The sequence below is a fragment of the Sphingobacterium sp. 2149 genome, from assembly GCF_031455655.1.
Classification (GTDB): domain Bacteria; phylum Bacteroidota; class Bacteroidia; order Sphingobacteriales; family Sphingobacteriaceae; genus Sphingobacterium.
The window spans coordinates 29,316-46,826 of record NZ_JAVDTD010000010.1; the positions used below are offsets into that span (position 1 = coordinate 29,316).

Genomic DNA, 17,511 nt, shown 5'->3' on the forward strand with positions numbered 1-17,511 from the left:
AGTTTATTCTTCCCAGCGAATCTTTTCCTCAATTGGTGTACGGTTCGGTTCACGTGGCTCAGATTGATGATGCCCTAAATAGAATAGACCGATACATTTTTGATTTTCTTCGAGATTTAAGAATCTACCCAAGTGATTGATTAAACCTGGGGTTGCCCAGTATCCGCCGATATTTAGCGAGTGCGCAGCTAACCACATGTTTTCAACTGCAGCAGCGGTACATGCCAGCTCTTCCCATTCAGGAACTTCTCCCGTATAGTTGACAACAATCGCAATTGCAACGTTTGACTGGGTTGCTTTTTTACCCATGGTTATTTCTGTTGCCTCCGTATATTTCTCCGCTGGTGTTACCGATTTGTAAATACGTGACAATTCGGCGCCTAAACGTTCTAACCCTTCTTTACGGAAGATCACAAAACGCCAAGGTTGTGTTCTTTTATGAGTTGGAGCTGCGTTAGCTGCTTCCAAAATATTCAAGATATCTTCTTTACTCACTTCTTCTTCTGTAAAAGAAGCTTGAAATACGGATCTTCTGTAATGTATCGCTTGTAATACGTCGTTTTTCATTGTTAATTATTTATGCGTGTCTACTTTTTAACTGTATAAATGAACCCGTTGCACTCGGCTATTTGCTCATGAATTGGTATTGCTTTTAGGCATCGCAATGCCTTTGGTAGGATGAAGTCCAACTATGCTTTCTCTTCCCATAAAGATACGACATGTAAAATTGTTTTGACCGCTTTTTCCATATCCTGTACCGATACCCATTCTTGTTTTCCATGGAAAGCATGGCCTCCGGCAAAAATATTCGGACAAGGTAAGCTCATAAATGAAAGGCGCGAGCCATCTGTTCCGCCACGGATACTTCTCCTTTCGGCTACCATTCCTGCGCGGTTGATCGCCTCCATGCCGATTTCCATAATTTGTGGATGCTGATCCAGCACTTCTTTCATATTACGGTATTGTTCTTTTACAGCGAAAGTATACGTACAATTTGGATATTTCTCCACGATCGATTTTGCAATTTCCTCCAGTTCGTCTTCGTGCTTCTTGAGATTGGCGGTCACATGATCGCGTATGATAAATTGAATTTCTGCTTTTTCTACCGAACCGCTGATATGAACGGGATGTACAAAGCCGTCTTTTTTACTGGTACTTTCAGGGGAAAGTCTATCTTTCGGTAACGCATCAATTACAGCACTGGCGATTTTGATAGCACTTTGCATCTTCCCTTTAGCAAAACCCGGGTGTACAGATACACCATGAATGGTCAAGGTAGCTCCATCAGCTGAAAATGTCTCATCCTCAATGGTTCCCGCTCGCTCACCATCCATTGTATAGGCAAAATCCGCTGCTAAACGTTTTAGATCAGCTTTATCTACGCCTCTGCCAATCTCTTCGTCTGGCGTAAAAAGTATTTTGATATCGCCATGTTTAATTTCAGGATGTTTCATCAACAAACGGGCAGCATCCATGATTTCGGCCACACCAGCTTTGTCATCAGCTCCCAGCAAAGTGGTGCCGCTTGCAGTAATGATATCATTGCCAATTTGATTGGCCAAGTCTGGATGCTCCGCATATTTGATGATAACACTACTGTCGTCAGGAAGTACCAAGTTTTGCCCCTGATAGTTCTTGTGTAACAAAGGTTTAACATCTTTCCCCGAAGAGTCCGGAGAAGTATCCATATGAGAACAAAAGCAGATAACAGGAACTTTCTTGGAACTATTCGCTGGAATGGTTGCATAGATGTAGCCATTTTCGTCCATAGCAGCGTCTGAAATGCCTAATGCTAACAACTCCGTTACCAGTAACTCGCCAAGGTTTTTTTGCTTTTCCGTAGAAGGGCATGTTGGTGAATTTGCATCAGACTGGGTGTCAATCTGTACATAGCGTTGAAATCTTTCGGACACCGAAAAATCATGTATGTTATTGATCTCAAATGTGCTCATTTTCTAATAGCCTTAATGTGATAAGGGTGGTCAAACTTAGATAAATTGCTTTTTATTTGCAATTTAATTGTGTTGCATTACAAACAAATTGTCCTTTATTAAACACATATGACGCTATTTAAATTTTTTCTCGTCGGCATAACCGAATACCTGCTGTAAAATATTGGTATTTCTGCTGCCACCGATATTATGTCTAATTTTTGATTCTTGGTCAGCGACTTTGATAAATAAACCATCTATAGCCTTTTGGGTAACGTATGCCGTAAGATTTGTTTCCACTTTATTGCCTAAAGGGAGGTTATTATAAGCTGTTGTCAATTGCGTCCAGTACTGATCCACATTGTTTGTACCCATGGCAGATTTAATGACAGGACGAAACTTGTCTGTTAATTCAGTCGATGTATTTGTTTTAAAGAACGTTGTCGCAGCATCTTCTTTGCTGCCCAACAGGATATTCGTCGCATCTGTAATCGTCATCTTTGAAAGAGCGTTCACAAATACGGGGGCAGCTTCTTTAACAGCTCCCTCCGCCGCTCTGTTCATACTTTGTATAAATTGATCGCATAATTTTCCCATACCAACTGCACGCAACGTTTTTTCTACCTTTTGTGCTTCTGCAGGCATTAGAATTTTTACCGTTGCATCCCCTAAAAAACCATCTTTCTTGGCCAAAGATTCGATGCTCATATTTAAACCATTGCTTAGAGCCTGTTTAATTCCTAATGAAGCATCGCTATTGGATAAAGACGCTAAGGTGTTGTTTTTTGATGATGTTGCTGTAGTGCCTGAAGCAGACGTCGTTTTAGCACTGTCGGTTTGACCCTGATTTGCTTTTGCCAAAGCCTCCGTGATTTTCTTAAAAATCTGTCCTTCGCTGGTATTGGAATAAAGTAATGCTGAGACAAGTAGTGTACAATATAATAGTGGAAATTTCATCATGTTATTGTTTTGCTGCCAAAATTAGGTATATCGACTGTTAATATGTGTGAAAGTTTAAGCCAATTTCAGCCAACTCCGCAGATTGTCTAGAATCGTAGCAGATAGGCTACAGCGATGTGGAGAGATCGTACGGATGCCATAACTCCAAATCACTTTAATTGATACAATCCAAACGAAAACAGCAGGTCCTCATCGAACCTGCTGTTTCAGCGATCGGTTGTTGTTCACACAATATTATTTCCAGGAGAGTGTCGTTGCCACTGGGAAGTGATCTGAAGGAAATTTATTCATGTAAGTATCGGTGAGGATACCGTATTTTTTGACCTGAAAAGGTTTGGTGATAAAGATATGGTCAATGCGACCTGTTGGTGTGGTGCTTTTGCCCCAGCCATTGAAGGAGGAATTGGGTTCGTATTTGAATGGTGCCAATTCGTGTACGTCAGTGACGACTTTACTGTTCGCCAAGGTGAAATACGCCTCATCCTTTTCATCGACATTGAAGTCTCCAGTTAAAATCAACGGTAAATCTTTGGCAAACTCTTTTGCTTTTGCCAAAATCAATTTGGCACTTTCGGTACGTGCCGTACGGCCGATATGATCAAAGTGCGTGTTCATAAAGATAAAGCGCTTTTTGTTGGCCTTGTCTTCAAAAATACCCCAGGTGCAGATCCGCGGTAATGCTGCATCCCAGCCTTTATTCGGGTGTTCGGTATCGGTTGCTGAAAGCCAAAAAGTACCACTCTTTATAGCTTTAAAGCGATTTGAATTGTAGAAAATAGCTGAATGCTCACCTTCCTGAGCGCCATCGTCGCGTCCAACTCCCACGTAATCAAATCCAGGAAGCAGCTTTTTAAGATCTTGAACCTGATCAAAGAATCCCTCCTGAATACCAAAAATAGCGAAGCCGTGGTATTTGATCAGATTGGTTAACGGAACTTTACGGTCGTTCCACATGTTGTCAACATCGACAGTGTTTCTTTGGCGGATATTATAGCTGCCCGCAATAAATTCTTGGGCATGAGACAGAAAGGAAAGGCAGAGCGCTAAAAATAGAAAAAGACTTTTTTTCATGAGTAGTTTCGTTTTTAAATGATGTTGATTTGGTTATGACCACGAAGTCGGCCTTCTGGTTAATCGGCTGATTGTGGGCCATGACTATGTTAAAGCATTCTTATTTCTTTAATACACGGAGCAACAGTTCAGGCTCGTCCGTTGTAATAAAATCAATATTCTGATTGATTAAATTGGTCATCTCCTCAGCAGTATTCACTGTCCATGCGTTCACTTTCATACCAAGTTGATGTGCATCTTTCAACCATGTGCCATTCTTTTTGAAAACTGAAAAATGATAATCCAATCCATTTATTCCGGCAGCCTTTACCTCAGCCGGAGATTTGTCACCCGTAAGGTATTGGATATTGGCCTTTGGAGCCATCTCGTGAATCTTCTGACAAGCCTCAAAACTAAAAGAAATATAGTCGGTGACTTTCTCTGCCTTTAAGTTTTTGACCATTTCTACCGTCTTTGTGGTCGCTTCAAGCGTACGCTCGACGCCGAGTTTATTAATTTTCAATTCGAGGATAAGACGCAAGCCTTTTAGTTTTTTTCCAGCGATAAGGTATTCTTCCAAGGTGGGAATGGATTCGCCGTTGGGATGCTTCTTTTCTAGAAGTTCCTTATACGTTGCTGTAGCAATATCAATACCATAGAAATCATTGTCATGGTTGACAACCAATATGTTGTCTTTGGTCAGATGCACATCAAACTCGGAGCCAAAAAGCTTGAGATCGTGGGCAGCAGTTAACGATGCAATTGAATTTTGGGGAAGGTGGCTGTTTTTCCATACGCCACGATGTGCAATGGCTTTAGTTTGTGCAAATAATGCCGAGGATGAGATCACCATGGCTAGCGTAAGGCAGCTAAAAATATGTTTTTTCATGCTATAATTATGTATGAGTGTTTGTTTTAAACGCCATAAAGTCTGCGTTTCACCCGTTGATTTATTCCTGTTTTTGAACACATAATCTTAAAGATTATGTTGTAAACCGCATAAGAGCACCACTGATCATATCATCATCTTGCGAATAATTTTTAAAGCTGACGTTATAGAAAGCAAAAAAGTGGCACTTTTTATCTCCATGTACAAGATCTAAAGTACCACTTTTATATTTAGTAATTGTTAAGTGTAATTTATTTTTTACCATTCCATTCGGCTATAAACTCATCTAGGAAGCTGAGCATATAATCGTGGCGATGTGCTGCTATTTTCTTCGCAGCCTCTGTATTCATCTTATCCTTTAGCAATAAGAGTTTTTCGTAGAAGTGATTGATTGTAGGAGCTTCCGAATGTTTGTATGCCTCTTTATCCTTATATTCCTGCACAGGAATGTTAGGGTTATACATCTCACGTCCCTTATTTCCGCCAAAGCTGAATGCGCGGGCAATACCAATGGCTCCGATGGCATCCAGGCGATCAGCATCTTGTACGATCTCCATCTCTTTCGAATGGAATGACACTTCGCCTAGGCTGGCTTTGAAAGACATGTTGAAGATAATTTTTTTAACATGGTCAATGATCTCAGGCGAAATTTCTAGACTTGCCAAAAATTCTCCGGCAACACGAGGGCCTACAGTTTCGTCGCCATCATGAAACTTACTGTCAGCAATGTCATGTAATAGCGCGGCCAATTCGCAGACCATGACATCCGCCGTTTCATTTTCTAAAATTAACTTCGTATTGTTCCATACGCGTTGAATATGCGACCAATCGTGGCCTGCTTCTGCAAATTTCAATCGGTCTTGCACAAATGCTACTGTGCGCTCAATAATGTTATTCATACAATACTTTTGTTTTTTCGCGAGTACCCTCGTATAATTCGTATTCTAATAATCTACAATCTAATTTACCATTATAAAACTCTATCCTTCGGGATGCACGCAGCCCAATTTTCTTTGCCAAATCTGGGTTCCCTGTAAATATATAGCCTCTATACCCCTTGCACTCCTGCTTCATGAAATCCCCCATACGCTTGTAGGTAATTTCCAGTTTGCTGTGCGTGCCTAGACGTTCACCGTATTCAGGATTGAATAAAATAACGCCACCTTCCTCTTTAGGAACGTGCGTTTCGGCAAAATCGCATACTTCAAATGAAATTAATTGTTCCACACCAGCAGTTCTGGCATTCATCTTGGAAACATTGATCGCTTCTTCCGAAATATCACTTGCAATAATTTGTGGGGCCGCTTTTTTATTGATCTGATCTTTCAGTAGTCTGCGCTCCTGGAAGAAAATAGTTTCATCATAACCGATGAAATGCATAAAAGAGTAATTCATGCGCAGCAAACCCGGTTTCCTGTTTGTTGCAATCAGAGCGGCTTCAATCGCTAACGTTCCGGAACCGCACATCGGATTTACAAATGGCGCATTGCCATCCCATTTGGAGGCCATAATTGTTGAGGCAGCAAGAGCTTCCAGCATCGGCGCTTTTCCAGGGATCTTGCGATAACCATGTTTTGCTAGGGTCTCACCGGAAGTATCGATGAAAATTTCTGCGCGGTCATCTTTCCAATACAGGTGTACAACAGCTTTATTGTTGTCTGGACCTGAATTAGGGCGCATACCCTTTTTTTCCTTAATGCGATCCACGATGGCATCTTTAACCTTTACGTTTGCAAATAAAGGCGTGCTGATTGTTTCATTATCCACATTGGAACTGACCGAGAAGTATCCGTCAAATTGAATGAGTTCTTCCCAGGCAATTTGACTTAATTGTTCATAAAGCTCCGTGGGATTATTGGCTTTAAACTCTTTTAACGAATACAAAATCTGAGATGCTGTACGTAGGTTCAGATTCAGCTTGATCGTATCATTTATACTGACCTTTAATTCTACTCCTGTGGGAAATGCTCTGACAATGTCAAAACCTAACTCTTTAACTTCCTGCTGCAAATAAGGAGATAAGCGCTTATTGCACGTTATAATAACTTTATTGGGGGTGTTGAAAACTTCCATCATATTTTGTACAAAGTTAATTAAACTCTTCCTCAAAAATTGCTTAATTTTACGTTTTAATATTTATTTTTTTGATTATGGAAATTAGAGGAAAAGTACACGAGATAGGAGCGACACAACAAGTGACAGAATCATTCAAAAAACGCGATATGATTGTAGCTTATGCCGAAAACCCACAATTTGTTGAATATATCCGTTTTGAAGCTACACAAGACAGAACGTCAATTTTTGATAACTTAGCGATTGGTGAAGAGGTAGAAGTATCTTTTAATCTTCGTGGTCGTCCCTGGACGAATAAAGATGGCGTAACAACTTATTTTAACTCATTGGTTGCATGGCGTGTAACAAAATTAGGTAATGCTGCTCCGGCACCATCTTCTCCAGGTTACGCAGATATGCCTGCTCCTGTAGATTTGGCGGGTTCATCAGATGATGATGATCTACCATTCTAATCGGAATAGAACTTATGCAACACCCGCGTTAGCGGTAAAATAGATTGTTTAAACTGTAAGCAATATAGTTATCTACAATAAAAAAGGCTTCTTCAAGAAGCCTTTTTTATAATACAGATAGCCTAATACCAACCGCTACTTTTCTTGGCGCTGAAATTGCTTGCTGTTGGATGTTTTTAAATCAAAAAATAACAGCTATGAAATTACCCGTATTCTATTTTTGCTTAGCAGCGATTTCGCTAAGTGCTTGCAATCAAACTTCAAAAAATAGCCAGCATACAGCTGCAGATTCTACTGCATATGAGACTGCGGCAGCAGATAATGCCCATACATCGCAAAATTCGCTGGATTGGCCCGGTACCTACGAAGCTACTATTCCCTGTGCCGATTGTGAAGGAATAAAAACCAACATTACCTTAAAAAGTAACAACACATTCACTATTGTGAGTGAATATATAAATAAAAATTCCAAAGTCGAGGACAGTGGCAAAATCATGTGGCACAACAACGGGTCTGTCGTTCATCTGACAGGGAAAGAAACCGATATAAAATTAAAGGTAGGGGAAAATAAGTTGATTGGACTGGATCAGGAAGGTCATGAAATCGATGGTCCCAACGCACATCTTTATGTTTACAATAAGGTTGAAGGAGAAAAATTATAAAGTAAAGCGGCGATAACCGAATTAGCCACTGACATATTTGCCATACGGAACTTTTCGGAGAAGATACGTCAGTAAGGCACTCGCCAACAGGGTGAGAACCGTTGCTGCCGGGATTTTCCACAGAATGGATAATGGAAGCAAAGGATGAATATAATTCAGCAATAAAATATGGCATAAGTAAATGCCAAAGCTGTGAATGTCGATAAATTCCCAGAAAGCGTTGAGCTGTTCTGGGAGTTTAAGACCTTGAACGAAGATAAATAAAAAGCCGGCGCTTAAGGCGATATTCGGCGAAAGATAATTGTAGAGTGTCGGATCAAATTCCCCTCGTGACACACTCAGATAATATGTTCCTACAGTAGTCGTCAGACAGCACATCAGAAAAAATGTAAAACTCGACAATTTTGCCATCCGAATCGGGTAATTGCGCAGATAATGGCCCAAGACTAAATACCCCGTATAGCCCGAGAAAAAAGTCAGATCAAAATTAGGTAGGACACTATTAAACCATTTATTCATGAAAAACAACGCTGCAAACCACAATCCCAAAAAGATCTCAAGCTCTCTTTTACTGCAGTTGCCCACAATTTTACGGATAAATGGAACTGCGAGGTAAAGCCCAAGTATCATATATAGATACCAAAGGTGTGCATTCGTTCCTGACTTTAAGCGAATTAACACAATGTTAATAACTTGTGGAAAACCGATGTAGTCAAAATCAATGTAACGAATGAAATAATAGACAAGATAGACGACAGTCCAAAAAAGAAAAGGCGGGACAATTTTTAACAGACGCTTTCGGTAAAACTGTCCCGTGCTTTCGTCTTTCTGTAGCAGCAGTGCGCCTGAGATGATGACAAATAGGGGTACTGAAAAGCGCGCAAAGCCATTGAGCCAATTGGCATAATTCCAATCGAATGACTCCAATTCATTGCTATTCAGATAACCTGAAGAAGAATGGATCAAGAGGACGAGCGCAATCGCCACAATACGTAGTACACTGATATAATTGGTCTTGGTCATTCGATTTTGTTAACTTTTATTGTCGTAAACTTTTAGATATAGGAAGGTTAAAAGTGCTCCAATGGTAGCCATGCCTACGCCGACAAGTGAAGGCGCATTATACGCCAAGCCCAAGGTTATCGGAATTCCACCTAGGAATGCCCCCAAGGTATTCCCCAGGTTGAATGCAGCCTGACCCCCTGCCGCTGCTAACGTTGCGGCCTCTTTGGAAGCACGGATCAACATCAGTTGTGTCGGCGAACCAATCGTGAAGGACACCAGTCCGGTAATAAAGGCTAAAGGGTACGCTGTCCAGCCCAATGGCGAAATAAAGTAAACCATTACAAGGCATAGCGCCATGGCGGAAAAACTCGCGATTGCAGCTTTGGTCGGGGAGATTGTATCCGCCAATTTTCCGCCGATAAGATTCCCGAAAAACATACCAACACCGATCAGGATCATAATTAGCGGTACCCGATCAGCAGCGATGCCCGATACATTGGTCACTAATGGTGCAATGTAACTGATCCAGGCGAAAAGACCTCCGGTGCCGATGGCGATGATCGCCATTAACAGCCAGGCGATTTTTTTATTAAAGAAGTTGAGTTGGCTAAAGATATTATTCCCTTTGGAGGCTTCAATTTTTGGCATCCAGGCATAAATTGCGGCAAAAGTAATTAATCCCAGTATGCTGATGATACCATACGTCAAACGCCAGGAATAATGATGACCGAGGTATGTGCCCAATGGAACTCCGGCTAGATTGGCAATCGTCATTCCCGTAAACATGATGGAAATAGCCTGTGCTTCCTTTCCTTTTGGAGCCAGCCGAGCTGCAACAACAGAACCAACACCGAAAAATGCACCATGCGGAAGCCCCGCCATAAATCGGGAAAGACTGATCAAAAACTGTCCCGGTGCGATACTAAAAAGGCCATTGAAAATAAAAAACAACAGCATTAAGAACAGCAATACCTTCTTTGGAGGATATTTCCCCGTAAATAGGACTAATGTGGGCGCACCGACAACGACTCCTAGGGCATAGAGTGCAATCAGATGCGCGGCTGTAGGGATCTCGATACGAAGATCTTGGGCAATATCCGGCAAAATCCCCATCATCGTGAATTCGGTCATTCCGATGGCGAGCCCGCCAAATGCCAAAGAAATAATTCCTTTGTTCATTGTGTTTTAAGGTTGAGGTTGTACGATAATGGTACGAAGATAATAAATAGATTGTACTAAAAACTACTGATACCTTTTTTGAGGGATACAGGTAATATTTTTAGTTTTTCTTAAGATGATCTGACGTTGATCTAACCTGCTTTCCAGTACGACCGAATCAGCAGCATGGTATACGACTTTAAACCGGGGGATATACTGGCCGGAAAGATAGCAGCCAGAAATCTTCTGCTTGCCGTTTTCTTTTGTGTAAATACCATCAACAAGGATAGAGTCGCCACGCAAAACATAAATTCCTTTCGCATGTTCTGTCCAGGAACCATTTTTGTAACAGCTATCCGGAATGGTTTGTACTTTATTGTTGACGTGCATGGTGGCATAGACAGAGTCGCAAGTGAACTTGAAATCGGTCAACGTATATTGCATCATCTGTTGCTGTCCTGGAATACTGTCTTGGACCCATTCTCCCTGCAAAAAGGGTGCGCCTTCGCTCTGCATATCCGAATTGAATTTGCAGGCTGTAAAAAAGGAAAACATACCTATGGCAAGTGCCAATAGGTATGTCTTCGTTCGTATATTTTTTATTGAAGTAAAAGTCACAGCTTATTTTAAACTTCCAACCATATCTTCTGGTTTTACCCAAGCATCGAAGTCTTCAGGAGTCACATAACCCAAGCGTACGGCTTCTTCTTTAAGCGTAGTCCCATTTTTATGTGCTGTTTGCGCGATTTCTGCTGATTTGTAGTAACCAATTTTTGTGTTTAGCGCTGTTACTAACATCAATGAGTTGTCTACCAATTCTTTGATGCGTTTGTAATTCGGTTCAATACCTGCAGCACAGTGTTCTTCAAATGAAACACAAGCATCCCCCAAAAGGCGAGCAGACTGCAAGAAGTTTGCCGCCATCAATGGTTTAAATACGTTCAGCTCATAATGGCCCTGTGTTCCACCAATGGTGATCGCAACGTCATTACCCATTACTTGTGCCGCAACCATCGTCAAGGCTTCACATTGTGTCGGATTAACTTTACCTGGCATAATTGACGATCCTGGTTCGTTCTCAGGGATCAAGATTTCACCGATACCTGAACGTGGGCCAGAAGCCAACATACGGATATCGTTTGCTATTTTATTTAAGGCTACAGCCAATTGCTTTAATGCGCCGTGTGTTTCAACGATTGCGTCATGAGCAGCCAATGCCTCGAATTTGTTTTCAGCGGTGACGAAAGGAAGTCCTGTAAATTCAGCAATATATTTTGCAACCAGTACATCATAACCGTTTGGCGTATTCAATCCTGTACCTACAGCAGTACCTCCCAGTGCAAGTTCAGATAAATGTGAAAGTGTATTTCTCAAAGCTTTCAAACCGTGGTTCAATTGAGCAACATAACCTGAAATCTCCTGACCTAAAGTTAACGGAGTAGCATCCATTAAGTGTGTACGGCCAATTTTAACGACATTTTTAAACTCCTCCGCTTTTTTAGCCAAGGTGTCACGCAATTTTTCTACGCCTGGAATGGTCACTTCTGCCACAGCTTTGTAAGCCGCGATATGCATTCCAGTAGGGAAAGTGTCATTCGATGATTGTGATTTGTTTACGTCATCGTTTGCTTTTAACACAGGCTCGCCCTCACCAATTTTATGTCCAGCCAGCACTTGCGCACGGTTTGCCACAACTTCATTCACGTTCATATTGGATTGCGTGCCCGAACCTGTCTGCCAGATAACCAATGGAAATTGATCATCCAATTTGCCCGCTAAGATCTCATCACATACTGCAGCGATTGCATCCCGTTTCTCCACAGATAATACACCCAGCTCGTGGTTAGCATAAGCGGCTGCTTTCTTTAAATAGGCAAAGCCTGCGACGATTTCGTGTGGCATGGACGCTGCTGGTCCAATTTTAAAGTTGTTGCGTGAACGCTCTGTCTGTGCACCCCAGTATTTGTCTGCAGGTACTTGAACTTCACCCATCGTGTCTTTTTCAATTCTGAATGACATAGTATGTAAGTATAAGTAAAACGTAAAATTAAAAGTACATGCGCAAAGCACATCATACATCAATCACAAAGTTACAGGATAATACAGTAAAGAACAAGGATTAAGAATAAAACACCCAATAAGCAGATCTTAAAAACCAAGACGTTTTGTCAAGGATTCATTCACATGGTAGAATACCTGTTTCGGTTTTAATGTCCGCCAAGCAAGCGTATTTAAACCACCACCAAAATTAATGTAATAATCTATATTCTGTTGTTGGAACTCTTCGATCACATGTTCACGGAAACCAATGCCTGCAATCCAGCCATCCTCAATATCCTGAAACCATTCCTCATAGTATGAGTCGTCTGAAGCATGAAAATTCAGCACATTCTCGCCGATTACAATAAAATATTTAATGCCTTGACTGATCAAAACATCAATAATTTCTCGCTTGAATAACATAATATCATTGTAGATGGCATCATTCCATTCACCAATCAGTTCGATAATACAATAGTGTTTCTCATAGTCCACAAACAGTATTTTTAAATATAAAGTAAGCGAACCAAATTCATCCCATTGTGGGTGCAAAAGAAAATTATAGACCTGTTTGTCAAAATCGAATTCACTATAGATCGTGCCATAAAAGGGCGATTGTTCATCATCAGCAGCAATGTAATAATCCCGCCAATTGTAATAAGGTTCGATTTCGTGCATACCAGTTGAATCTTTTTCGATTCAAACTAAGATAAATTTACGCGGATTTGCAAGTTAAATTGAGGCATAATACTGTTTTGAGCAAAATATCGGGAAAAAGTCCTACGGCTTGCTCTTCAAGCCATCGAAAGTTTGTGGGGATGGAATTGAACGGACGCATGGCACGGACAGGATGTTCTACACCACACAGTGGATTTTTTATTTTTAATGTAAAAATATGGTTCACGTACTCGTTTAACCGAATAAACTTATTATTTTTGATCAGGTAATGAATGTTGAATAATTTTTCTCTTCTTCGATAATTCAGGAAGATTTCCCATGCAGAAAAGTATTAAAAGAAATATTTTTGTAGCCGCTACATATGCTGCGGTATTGCTTCTCGGCTTGCTGTTGGGACAAAATTATGCTGAAGAGCAAGGAAGTAACCAAAAAACAACCTTTTCAAGTTTACGCTCCAACGGTAATTCGGATAAACTGCAGTATCTCATTCAATTAATTGCTGAAAATTATGTCGATAACGTCAGTATAGATACCGTTCAGGACGAAGCCATTGAGCATGTAGTTTCTCGCTTAGACCCTTTTTCCTCATTTTTGAAACCAAATCAAGTGCAGGCCAAGCAGGAGACACTTGAAGGAACATTTGACGGTATTGGAGTAGAATATTTTCGTTTGAAAGATACCCTCCTCGTTGTTGGAATGGTTGCTGCAGGCCCTGCTGAGAAAGCAGGAATGCGTATTGGTGACCGCATTTTAAAGATCGGAAATAAGGACCTTGTCGGAAGAAAAGTGACCGAAAATGAAATAGAAAAACTGATCCGTGGAAAGAAAGGAACAGCGGTATTGATTTCCATTCAGCGTAATGGAGTGGTATTGAGCAATCCAATAAAAGTGATCCGTGATCAGGTCAATGTTTCAAGCTTAGATGCATCCTATATGATCGCTCCCAAAACAGCTTATGTTAAAATTCGAAGGTTTGGACATAAGACAGCAGACGAATTCAGGCAGTCACTCATTGACTTACGAAAAAGTGGAGCGCAGGATCTTATTTTAGATTTACGTAATAATGGTGGTGGATTTGTGCACACGGCAATTGATCTAGCGGGGCAATTTTTTCAGGAAAAAAGACTCCTGATGTATACCGAAGGGGCCAATGAGCCACGTCAAGATTTCTATTCCGAAAAACCTGGCGAGTTTGGCGATGGCCGTGTCATTGTGCTGATTAACGAAAGCACTGCCTCAGCAAGTGAAATTGTGAGCGGCGCTCTTCAAGACCTCGATCGGGCAACAATCGTCGGCCGGCGGTCGTATGGCAAAGGTTTGGTACAAGAGCAATTTGATTTTTCAGACGGTTCGGCAATCAATTTGACCGTGGCACGTTACTATACGCCACTTGGAAGATGTATTCAGCGAAAATATACACGTGCCAATTTTGATGCATCAAAATACATGACAGGCTTCGATCTTTGGACCATGGATACTGAATTTAGTCAAAAAGAAATGTTTACAACCAGCAAAGGGAAGCTTGTGTTTGGTGGTGGCGGTATTCTTCCCGATGTGACTATCCCGATTGATACCAATGAGACCAGTGCCAAATACCGCGAAATTTTTCATTCCAATGCAATCGAAGAGTTTGTTTATGATCGATTCACAAAACAGCTGCCCGCATATTCTATCGAGAATTTTATAAGCGGCTACCATTTGCCAGCGGCAGAATTTGATCTATTTATTTCATATCTCAATAGCCAAAAGCGTATTTCGGTGACGTCTAGAGAAGCTAAAAATTTACATGATATCATTCAATCCGATATCGAAGCATTAGTAGGACGCTATTATTTCGGCCGTGAAGCCTACTATAAAATCAAAAATAGAAGAGATAAATTTATTGAAATAGGACTTAAAACATTAGGTTATCAGATGCCTAAGGTTTAAGCCTAAGATCAGACCATACCGGGTAGTGATCTGATAATTTCTTTTTGACGATCTGATAGTTCATCACCTCAAATTTCTGACTTGCAAAAATATAATCAATCTGAAAGATCGGTAAAAGGGCATGATGCGTCACACCCCAACCATTGCCTTTCTCCTTAAACGCATTGTACAAACCATCTCCAATCAGATTGACCGAGTAGCTCATTGGTGTATCATTGAAATCACCTACGGCAATATAAGGATATTGACATTCATTCATATGCTTCTTTAACGAATGTGCCTGTTCACTCCTCAATTCGAAGGCATTCTTCAGTTTGCGACTCAGTCTACGTGTTCTTGAATTATCCAACTCATTAGTATTGGATAAATTCTGAATAAACTCTTTGTCTTCATTTTGAAGCGCAAAAGAACGGAGATGTATATTGTAGATGCGAATCAAAGTATCCTGTTTTTTAACATCGACATAACTGATTCGATTGATCCCGTAATCGTTGTCTCTTATAGTGCCTGAATCATAAATCGGGAATCGTGAAAGGACAGCCATTCCATAGGCCTCGTAATCATTTTTAGAGCTTGGTTCAAAGAAAAAGTAATCGTAGCCGAGCTTATCTTTAAACTCTTCCGAGAAAACGTGCTTTCCTTTAATTTTACTTATATATTCCTGAAAACAGATCACATCTGGAGATATACTGTCGATAATGCGAACAACATCGGCTTTAAAGTTTTTTTTCTCATCGTTTACCTTTTTGAATAAATGTGCATTGAAGGTCATGATGCGCAGTGTACGTGTTTCCGACGAGACGGGTGCATTCTCTTTGCGAATATTCCAGTGTTTAGTTAGAAAAGGCCATCCAATGAGGATCGTTACGAGTGAATAAAAAGCGATTTTTCGCTTCCGCAGTAGCCAATAGAAGATAAAACAAATGTTTATAATAAGTATAGGAAAGTAGCCTAACCCCATAAAGGCTATAGGCCAAAAGGATTTAGGATTGATGAAAGTCGCCGAATAGCTCATCAGCAAGGCAATGATCGCAAGCATATTTGCGAGGAACATTGTTTTACTTATAAACCCCAGTTTTCTCCTTAAAAATGTCCTTCTATCCATCAACCTTATCGCCACTATTGCTCGCCCTAAAGAGCGTTTCTTTTTCGGGATTCGTTAGACTGTCGTAGCCAGAAACAGAAATTTTATCTAAAATAGCATCGATTTCGGCCTGATTGGGCAAGTCATAACGATGTTTCCGATTTGTATGTATGTTATTACCTACAACGACTTTCATTTTTGTAGGTTTATTTTGCTTTTTCTGGAATATTGTGGACCAGTCCATCCCCGATTTTAATGCATAGGTGAATCCCATCCCAAATAGGATGACGGCGAAGTATGAAATGGCCGCGGGCCGGTTTGTCAGGGTGAGGGCCAGGAATTCTAATCCAAAATAAATGATGGCTATTAATTTTAATTTAATATTACCAATAAGCAGTAAGCGTAATTCGTACTTGGGAACTAACGTAACAATAGCGGCCAATACCGCTGCCAGAGGGAGCGATCCGCCCATGAGCTGTAGATCGCTGGACATTGGAAGAAGCGATCCGAATCCCACGTAGAGGATTCCGCCGAATAGCCAAGAGGTGATATAAATAAATAAAAATTGCCTTTTGTTTAAGAAAGTAAAAAAAATCTGACCGACCCAATAGAGCCATAAGCTTTCGAAGAGTATAGTCCAAAGTTTTACATAAACAAAATTCGATGTAAACAAAGACCATGGCTGTTCAAAAAAACTTGAAAAGCTACTTGGTAGGCTCAATTCTCTTACTAAAGGGTCCAAAAGGCTGTGTGAAATGATCTTTAACTCAAAGAGCAGATCCAAAAAATAAATGAGGACAAACAAACAAGCCTGAATACTGATCACTAATGGTACTGGTGATCCAGTTTTATAGGTTTGTCTCCAAAAATCTTTTAGCCCAATGTTATTCATTTTACACGATATTAATAAATTCCCTTTCTAACCTTCCACAGTTTAAGGAGTAGATAGCCAAATAGCGCTCCTCCGACGTGAGCCAGGTGAGCCACAGAATCTCCGGGCCGCGACAAGCTCATATAGATTTCGATAAGGATAAATCCACCGATCATGTACTTCGCTTTGACTGGTACAGGAATAAACAAAAATTGCAGCGGGATGTTTGGGAAAAGGTAGGCAAATGCCAATAGCACACCATAGATAGCCCCTGAAGCACCCAGCATGGGAATAAGGTATGTCAAAGCTTCGTTATTCCCGGTATTTGCCAAGGAGATAAGCTCGTTCCCATTCATACCATGGAGAGGAGCAAAAGAACCCGTCGCATTGTAGAGCTGTAAACCATTCACGGCGGTATAAAGAAACCAGGCGCCGATTCCTGATACCATATAGAAATTTAAAAAACGTTTCGATCCAAGTACCTGCTCAATCATTGGTCCAAACATAACCAGCGAAAACATATTGAAGAAGATATGGCTAATATTGTTTTTATCATGCATAAACATATGCGTGATGACCTGCCAGATTTTAAAATAAGGCGAGTCCGGATAATAGACCGCAAGATAATCATATGCTACAGGTACAATTTGCGATCCAATATAAAATACAATATTGATGATCAATAAATTCTTGATAACAGGTGTTAATTGTGGAAACATATATTTTATC

Annotated in this window: 18 protein-coding genes; 3 read left to right on the top strand and 15 right to left on the bottom strand. The window is 40.7% G+C overall.

Translation table 11 applies throughout. The features are described from left to right. Positions 1-3: 3 nt before the first annotated feature. The 7 genes from J2X77_RS15250 to J2X77_RS15280 form a co-directional block, all read right to left on the bottom strand. Positions 4-567: a nitroreductase gene (locus J2X77_RS15250; RefSeq protein ID WP_209578110.1), complete on the bottom strand. Its 564-nt coding sequence runs from the start codon at positions 565-567 to the stop codon at positions 4-6. Between the two features lie 122 nt (positions 568-689). Beyond that, on the bottom strand, positions 690-1,952 hold the full coding sequence (pepT, locus tag J2X77_RS15255; RefSeq protein WP_209578111.1) for a peptidase T: 1,263 nt from the start codon (positions 1,950-1,952) through the stop codon (positions 690-692). Positions 1,953-2,066: 114 nt separating this feature from the next. Then, positions 2,067-2,891, bottom strand: a complete 825-nt coding sequence (locus J2X77_RS15260; protein ID WP_209578112.1) for a DUF4197 domain-containing protein — start codon at positions 2,889-2,891, stop codon at positions 2,067-2,069. Between the two features lie 234 nt (positions 2,892-3,125). After that, positions 3,126-3,962 carry an endonuclease/exonuclease/phosphatase family protein gene (locus J2X77_RS15265; RefSeq protein ID WP_209578113.1) on the bottom strand — a complete coding sequence of 279 codons (837 nt, stop codon included), beginning with the start codon at positions 3,960-3,962 and terminating at the stop codon, positions 3,126-3,128. Positions 3,963-4,062: 100 nt separating this feature from the next. Continuing rightward, on the bottom strand, positions 4,063-4,830 hold the full coding sequence (locus J2X77_RS15270) for a glycerophosphodiester phosphodiesterase family protein (RefSeq protein ID WP_310081415.1): 768 nt from the start codon (positions 4,828-4,830) through the stop codon (positions 4,063-4,065). Positions 4,831-5,081: 251 nt separating this feature from the next. Further along, the gene (locus tag J2X77_RS15275) at positions 5,082-5,729 is read right to left on the bottom strand and encodes an HD domain-containing protein (protein ID WP_293957070.1); all 648 of its coding nucleotides are present in this window, start codon (positions 5,727-5,729) and stop codon (positions 5,082-5,084) included. Then, complete coding sequence (locus J2X77_RS15280) at positions 5,722-6,903, bottom strand: class I SAM-dependent RNA methyltransferase (RefSeq protein WP_310081587.1); 1,182 nt, start codon at positions 6,901-6,903, stop codon at positions 5,722-5,724. The genes J2X77_RS15275 and J2X77_RS15280 overlap by 8 nt, the downstream gene beginning before the upstream one ends. A 77-nt stretch (positions 6,904-6,980) precedes the next feature. On the opposite strand from J2X77_RS15280, the gene J2X77_RS15285 reads away from it, so the two are divergent. Continuing rightward, positions 6,981-7,355, top strand: a complete 375-nt coding sequence (locus J2X77_RS15285) for a DUF3127 domain-containing protein (RefSeq protein WP_070570272.1) — start codon at positions 6,981-6,983, stop codon at positions 7,353-7,355. A gap of 197 nt (positions 7,356-7,552) precedes the next feature. Further along, complete coding sequence (locus tag J2X77_RS15290) at positions 7,553-8,017, top strand: copper resistance protein NlpE (protein ID WP_310081421.1); 465 nt, start codon at positions 7,553-7,555, stop codon at positions 8,015-8,017. Between the two features lie 21 nt (positions 8,018-8,038). Here J2X77_RS15290 and J2X77_RS15295 read toward each other — a convergent pair whose 3' ends face one another. From J2X77_RS15295 to J2X77_RS15315, 5 genes are all read right to left on the bottom strand, one after another. Next, positions 8,039-9,040 carry an acyltransferase family protein gene (locus J2X77_RS15295; protein ID WP_310081423.1) on the bottom strand — a complete coding sequence of 334 codons (1,002 nt, stop codon included), beginning with the start codon at positions 9,038-9,040 and terminating at the stop codon, positions 8,039-8,041. Positions 9,041-9,049: 9 nt separating this feature from the next. Continuing rightward, a complete protein-coding gene (locus J2X77_RS15300; protein ID WP_310081425.1) occupies positions 9,050-10,201 on the bottom strand; it encodes an MFS transporter in 1,152 nt (383 codons plus the stop codon). 63 nt (positions 10,202-10,264) lie between these two features. Next, positions 10,265-10,798: a fumarate hydratase gene (locus J2X77_RS15305; protein ID WP_310081427.1), complete on the bottom strand. Its 534-nt coding sequence runs from the start codon at positions 10,796-10,798 to the stop codon at positions 10,265-10,267. A 3-nt stretch (positions 10,799-10,801) separates the two neighbouring features. Beyond that, a complete protein-coding gene (fumC, locus tag J2X77_RS15310) occupies positions 10,802-12,199 on the bottom strand; it encodes a class II fumarate hydratase (protein WP_307184710.1) in 1,398 nt (465 codons plus the stop codon). A gap of 129 nt (positions 12,200-12,328) precedes the next feature. Next, positions 12,329-12,898, bottom strand: a complete 570-nt coding sequence (locus J2X77_RS15315; protein ID WP_294348249.1) for a hypothetical protein — start codon at positions 12,896-12,898, stop codon at positions 12,329-12,331. Between the two features lie 318 nt (positions 12,899-13,216). On the opposite strand from J2X77_RS15315, the gene J2X77_RS15320 reads away from it, so the two are divergent. Next, a complete protein-coding gene (locus tag J2X77_RS15320) occupies positions 13,217-14,827 on the top strand; it encodes a S41 family peptidase (protein ID WP_293884019.1) in 1,611 nt (536 codons plus the stop codon). On the opposite strand, the gene J2X77_RS15325 is transcribed toward J2X77_RS15320, so the two are convergent. Genes J2X77_RS15325 through J2X77_RS15335 form a run of 3 tightly spaced genes read right to left on the bottom strand, consistent with a single transcriptional unit; the run spans position 14,817 to position 17,501 of the window. Continuing rightward, positions 14,817-15,881 carry an endonuclease/exonuclease/phosphatase family protein gene (locus tag J2X77_RS15325; RefSeq protein ID WP_293884017.1) on the bottom strand — a complete coding sequence of 355 codons (1,065 nt, stop codon included), beginning with the start codon at positions 15,879-15,881 and terminating at the stop codon, positions 14,817-14,819. The genes J2X77_RS15320 and J2X77_RS15325 overlap by 11 nt on opposite strands. A 43-nt stretch (positions 15,882-15,924) precedes the next feature. Beyond that, on the bottom strand, positions 15,925-16,803 hold the full coding sequence (locus J2X77_RS15330) for a rhomboid family intramembrane serine protease (RefSeq protein ID WP_310081434.1): 879 nt from the start codon (positions 16,801-16,803) through the stop codon (positions 15,925-15,927). An 11-nt stretch (positions 16,804-16,814) separates the two neighbouring features. Beyond that, entirely contained in the window at positions 16,815-17,501 is a 687-nt protein-coding gene (locus J2X77_RS15335) for a rhomboid family intramembrane serine protease (protein ID WP_294185316.1), read from the bottom strand. Positions 17,502-17,511: the final 10 nt, after the last annotated feature.

Bases quoted from the DNA above. Each gene is read 5' to 3' on its own strand.
- J2X77_RS15250 (WP_209578110.1), bottom strand. From the start codon at position 567: ATGAAAAACGACGTATTACAAGCGATACATTACAGAAGATCCGTATTT.
- pepT (WP_209578111.1), bottom strand. From the start codon at position 1,952: ATGAGCACATTTGAGATCAATAACATACATGATTTTTCGGTGTCCGAA.
- J2X77_RS15260 (WP_209578112.1), bottom strand. From the start codon at position 2,891: ATGATGAAATTTCCACTATTATATTGTACACTACTTGTCTCAGCATTA.
- J2X77_RS15265 (WP_209578113.1), bottom strand. From the start codon at position 3,962: ATGAAAAAAAGTCTTTTTCTATTTTTAGCGCTCTGCCTTTCCTTTCTG.
- J2X77_RS15270 (WP_310081415.1), bottom strand. From the start codon at position 4,830: ATGAAAAAACATATTTTTAGCTGCCTTACGCTAGCCATGGTGATCTCA.
- J2X77_RS15275 (WP_293957070.1), bottom strand. From the start codon at position 5,729: ATGAATAACATTATTGAGCGCACAGTAGCATTTGTGCAAGACCGATTG.
- J2X77_RS15280 (WP_310081587.1), bottom strand. From the start codon at position 6,903: ATGGAAGTTTTCAACACCCCCAATAAAGTTATTATAACGTGCAATAAG.
- J2X77_RS15285 (WP_070570272.1), top strand. From the start codon at position 6,981: ATGGAAATTAGAGGAAAAGTACACGAGATAGGAGCGACACAACAAGTG.
- J2X77_RS15290 (WP_310081421.1), top strand. From the start codon at position 7,553: ATGAAATTACCCGTATTCTATTTTTGCTTAGCAGCGATTTCGCTAAGT.
- J2X77_RS15295 (WP_310081423.1), bottom strand. From the start codon at position 9,040: ATGACCAAGACCAATTATATCAGTGTACTACGTATTGTGGCGATTGCG.
- J2X77_RS15300 (WP_310081425.1), bottom strand. From the start codon at position 10,201: ATGAACAAAGGAATTATTTCTTTGGCATTTGGCGGGCTCGCCATCGGA.
- fumC (WP_307184710.1), bottom strand. From the start codon at position 12,199: ATGTCATTCAGAATTGAAAAAGACACGATGGGTGAAGTTCAAGTACCT.
- J2X77_RS15315 (WP_294348249.1), bottom strand. From the start codon at position 12,898: ATGCACGAAATCGAACCTTATTACAATTGGCGGGATTATTACATTGCT.
- J2X77_RS15320 (WP_293884019.1), top strand. From the start codon at position 13,217: ATGCAGAAAAGTATTAAAAGAAATATTTTTGTAGCCGCTACATATGCT.
- J2X77_RS15325 (WP_293884017.1), bottom strand. From the start codon at position 15,881: ATGTTCCTCGCAAATATGCTTGCGATCATTGCCTTGCTGATGAGCTAT.
- J2X77_RS15330 (WP_310081434.1), bottom strand. From the start codon at position 16,803: ATGAATAACATTGGGCTAAAAGATTTTTGGAGACAAACCTATAAAACT.
- J2X77_RS15335 (WP_294185316.1), bottom strand. From the start codon at position 17,501: ATGTTTCCACAATTAACACCTGTTATCAAGAATTTATTGATCATCAAT.